At 76.9% G+C, this 2,357-nt stretch carries 2 protein-coding genes and 1 pseudogene; all 3 read left to right on the plus strand.

The features are described 5' to 3' along the window. A pseudogene (locus ND748_RS30150) lies at positions 1 to 239 on the plus strand (protoporphyrin IX magnesium chelatase); the annotation flags it as partial. 1 nt (position 240) lies between these two features. Continuing rightward, entirely contained in the window at positions 241 to 849 is a 609-nt protein-coding gene (cobO, locus tag ND748_RS30155) for a cob(I)yrinic acid a,c-diamide adenosyltransferase (protein ID WP_251749619.1), read from the plus strand. Positions 850 to 883: 34 nt separating this feature from the next. Then, on the plus strand, positions 884 to 2,357 hold a 1,474-nt coding region (locus ND748_RS30160; protein ID WP_251749621.1), incomplete at its 3' end, for a cobyrinate a,c-diamide synthase.

The raw sequence follows: 2,357 nt of genomic DNA on the forward strand, positions 1-2,357 counted from the left end.
GCCCGGGTGCGGCGGCGGGTCGCGGCGGGCTGGCCAGCGTGGTCGTGGACTGCGAAAGCGGCTTCCTGCGCCTGGGGCTGGCCGGCCGGCTCGCCCACGCCCTCGGCGGGATCACCATCCCGCTCGACGCCCTACCGCTGCTGACCCCGCCGCCCCCGTCACCGACAACACCGTCACCAGCGCCTCCGCCGCCGGCAATCCCGCCGCCGACGCAGCCGCTCGCGGGAAGGGTGGCCTGAGGTGGCACCGCAGGGTCAGCCGACCAGTGTCCCCGACGACGGGCTGAGTACCCGCGAACGCCGCGACCGGCCGCTGCTGATCGTGCACACCGGCGACGGCAAGGGCAAGTCGACCGCCGCGTTCGGGCTGGCGTTGCGCGCCTGGTCGCAGGGCTGGCCGGTCGGGGTGTTCCAGTTCGTCAAGTCCGCCAAGTGGCGCATCGGCGAGGAACGCGCCCTGGGCGTGCTCGCCGACTCCGGCGCCGGCGGCACCGTCGACTGGCACAAGATGGGCTCGGGCTGGAGCTGGGTGCAGGGCCGCGTCGACCCCGACGGCGATCCCGCCGCCGCCGCGGCCGAGGGCTGGGCGCAGATCCGCCGCGACCTGGCCGCGCAGACCTACCGGCTCCTCGTCCTCGACGAGATGACCTACCCGCTGGGCTGGGGCTGGCTCGACGTCGGCGAGGTCGTCGAGACCCTGCGCACCCGCCCCGGACGCCAGCACGTCGTCATCACCGGCCGGCGGGCCCCGCAGGAACTGCTCGACGCCGCCGACCTCGTCACCGAGATGACGAAGATCCGTCATCCGATGGACGCCGGGCAGAAGGGGCAGCGGGGGATCGAATGGTGAGCGCGGCGCCGACGGCGGATCGGCCGGTGGCCGGATGAGCGCCGCCCTCGAGCTGCCGCGCCTCGTGCTGGCCGCCCCGACCAGCGGCGCGGGCAAGACGACGGTGACCACCGGGCTGATGGCCGCACTGCGCGCCCGCGGCCTGCGCGTCTCCCCCCACAAGGTCGGCCCCGACTACATCGACCCCGGCTACCACGCGCTGGCCACCGGCCGCCCCGGACGCAACCTCGATGCGGTCCTGTGCGGCGCGGCGCGCCTGGCCCCCCTGTTCGCCCACGGCGCGCGCGGCGCCGACGTCGCCGTCGTCGAGGGGGTGATGGGCCTGTTCGACGGGGTCGCCCGCCCGCAGCCCGGCGAGGCCGCCGACCACGCCTCCACCGCGCATGTCGCCCGGCTGCTCGACGCCCCCGTCATCCTCGTCGTCGACGTCTCCGGCGCGGCCCGGTCCATCGCCGCGCTCGTCGCCGGGTTCCGTTCCTTCGACCGGCGCATCCACCTCGCCGGGGTGATCCTCAACCGGGTCGGTTCGCCGCGTCACCGCGAGCTGCTCACCGAGGCTCTGGCCGACATCGGGATGGCCGTGTTCGGCGCGGTCCCCCGCGAGCAGTCCGTGCACACCCCGTCGCGTCACCTGGGCCTGGTGCCCGCCGCCGAACGCCGCCCGGCCGCCCTCGACGCCGTCGACCGCCTCGGCGCGCTCGTCGCCGCCTCCTGCGACCTCGACGGCCTGCTGCGGGTGGCCCGCGCCGCCCCGCCGCTGCGCACCGAGGCCTGGGACCCGGCCGCGGCCCTCGCCTCCACCACCTCTACCACCTCCGCCCTCCCCGCGACCTCCGCCCTCCCCGCCACGTCCCTTACGGCTGCTTCCCCCGCCGTCACCCCCGCGTCGACGACCGCTCCCGCCACGTCCACCGCGATCGGGGACGGCGGGCAGAGGCCAGGCGCCGGGACCGGTCGGCCGCCGCGGATCGCCGTGGCCGGCGGGGCGGCGTTCACCTTCGGCTACGCCGAGCACGTCGAGCTGCTCACCGCCGCCGGCGCCGACGTCGTCGCCATCGACCCGCTGCGTGACGACACGCTGCCCACCGACACCGACGCACTGATCATCGGCGGGGGGTTCCCCGAGGAACACGTCGGTGCGCTCACCGCCAACACCCGGCTACGCGCCGAGATCGCCGCGTTCGCCGCCCGCGGCGGGCCCGTCGCCGCCGAGTGTGCCGGGCTGCTCTACCTGGCGCGCAGCCTCGACGGCGCACCGATGTGCGCCGTCCTCGACGTCGACGCGGTGATGGGCCCGCGGCTCACCCTCGGCTACCGCCGGGCGGTCGCCGCCACGCCCAGCCCGCTGACCCCCGCCGGTGGCGTCCTGACCGCCCACGAGTTCCACCGCACCGTCCTGCTTCCACCGCCCGCCGGAGCACCCCCGCCCGCCTGGTGGCTGCCCGTCGTCGACCCGGCGCCCACCGTCCCCCTCGGCGCGACGCCGCCGCCCCCGCCGCCCCCAGGGG

Origin of the sequence: Frankia sp. AiPs1, assembly GCF_023716945.1 — a bacterium.
In the GTDB taxonomy this organism is placed as follows: Bacteria; Actinomycetota; Actinomycetes; order Frankiales; family Frankiaceae; genus Frankia.